The sequence below is a fragment of the Vibrio sp. 1557 genome (genome assembly GCF_033340175.1).
Classification (GTDB): domain Bacteria; phylum Pseudomonadota; class Gammaproteobacteria; order Enterobacterales; family Vibrionaceae; genus Vibrio; species Vibrio alginolyticus.
This window is the reverse complement of record NZ_JAWOVZ010000298.1, coordinates 1-1,024: the sequence shown is the minus strand read 5'-3', so window position 1 is coordinate 1,024 and position 1,024 is coordinate 1. Positions and strand designations below refer to the sequence as shown.

The window sequence follows — 1,024 nt, the reverse complement described above, 5'->3', positions numbered from 1 at the left end:
GCCCCGTGATCATGGTTATCGGCCTTGGCCTTGCGCCAACGGCAGTCAACATGGCGGTAGGTAAAACGGGCGACGGTGCGGTTCAGTTAGTAAATGGCGATGCTGCGGTCATTATCTCTGCTGTTTCACTGCTAACGACAATTGCACTTAGCGTGTTCGCAAAAGGGTTCCTAAAACTGGTTCCTATCGTGGGTGGTATTTTGGCGGGCTATTCAGTATCCCTATTCTACGGTGTGGTTGACTTTACACCTGTGGCTCAAGCAGCTTGGCTTGCAATGCCCAACTTCACCATGCCTGAGTTCAACATCAACGCGATTCTATTCATGATCCCAGTTGCAATCGCTCCTGCGGTAGAGCACGTGGGTGACATGTTGGCTATCTCAAATGTAACGGGTAAAAACTACCTGAAGAAACCAGGCCTACACCGCACTATCGCGGGTGACGGAATCGCGACAATTGCAGCATCAATGGTTGGTGCGCCGCCAAACACTACTTACAGTGAAGTAACAGGCGCGGTAATGCTGACCAAAGCTTTCAACCCTGTGATCATGACTTGGGCTGCCATTACCGCTATTGTTCTTGCGCTGGTAGGTAAGCTAGGTGCGATTCTGCAAACCATTCCTGTGCCAGTAATGGGCGGCATCATGATTCTTCTGTTCGGTTCTATCGCAACCGTCGGTTTGAATACGCTGATTAAGAACAACGTTGATCTACACAAATCTCGTAACCTGGTGATCGTTGCAGTAACACTGGTATTTGGTATCGGTGGTATGGCTTTCGGTATCGGCGAGTTCAGCCTACAAGGTGTAAGCCTATGTGGTATCGTGGCAATCCTTCTTAACCTAGTGCTGCCACACGACCTTGGTGAAAACCACGTGGTTGATAACGCTCAAATGGAAGAGGAAAGCGCGAAGTAATTCGACTGTGCGACTTTTAAGTGGCGCACTTTAACCTTTCTAAACAAACAGCAACAAAAAAGGCTTGGTGAAAACCAAGCCTTTGTTTTATTCGGAGTAACTAATTA

General features: G+C 48.3%; 1 protein-coding gene. It reads left to right on the top strand.

Annotated features, from left to right (window positions below; all coding sequences use genetic code 11):
* The coding region (locus R7070_RS26620; protein WP_318141576.1) for a uracil-xanthine permease family protein at positions 1-917 on the top strand (917 nt) is incomplete at its 5' end.
* Between the last annotated feature and the right edge of the window lie 107 nt (positions 918-1,024).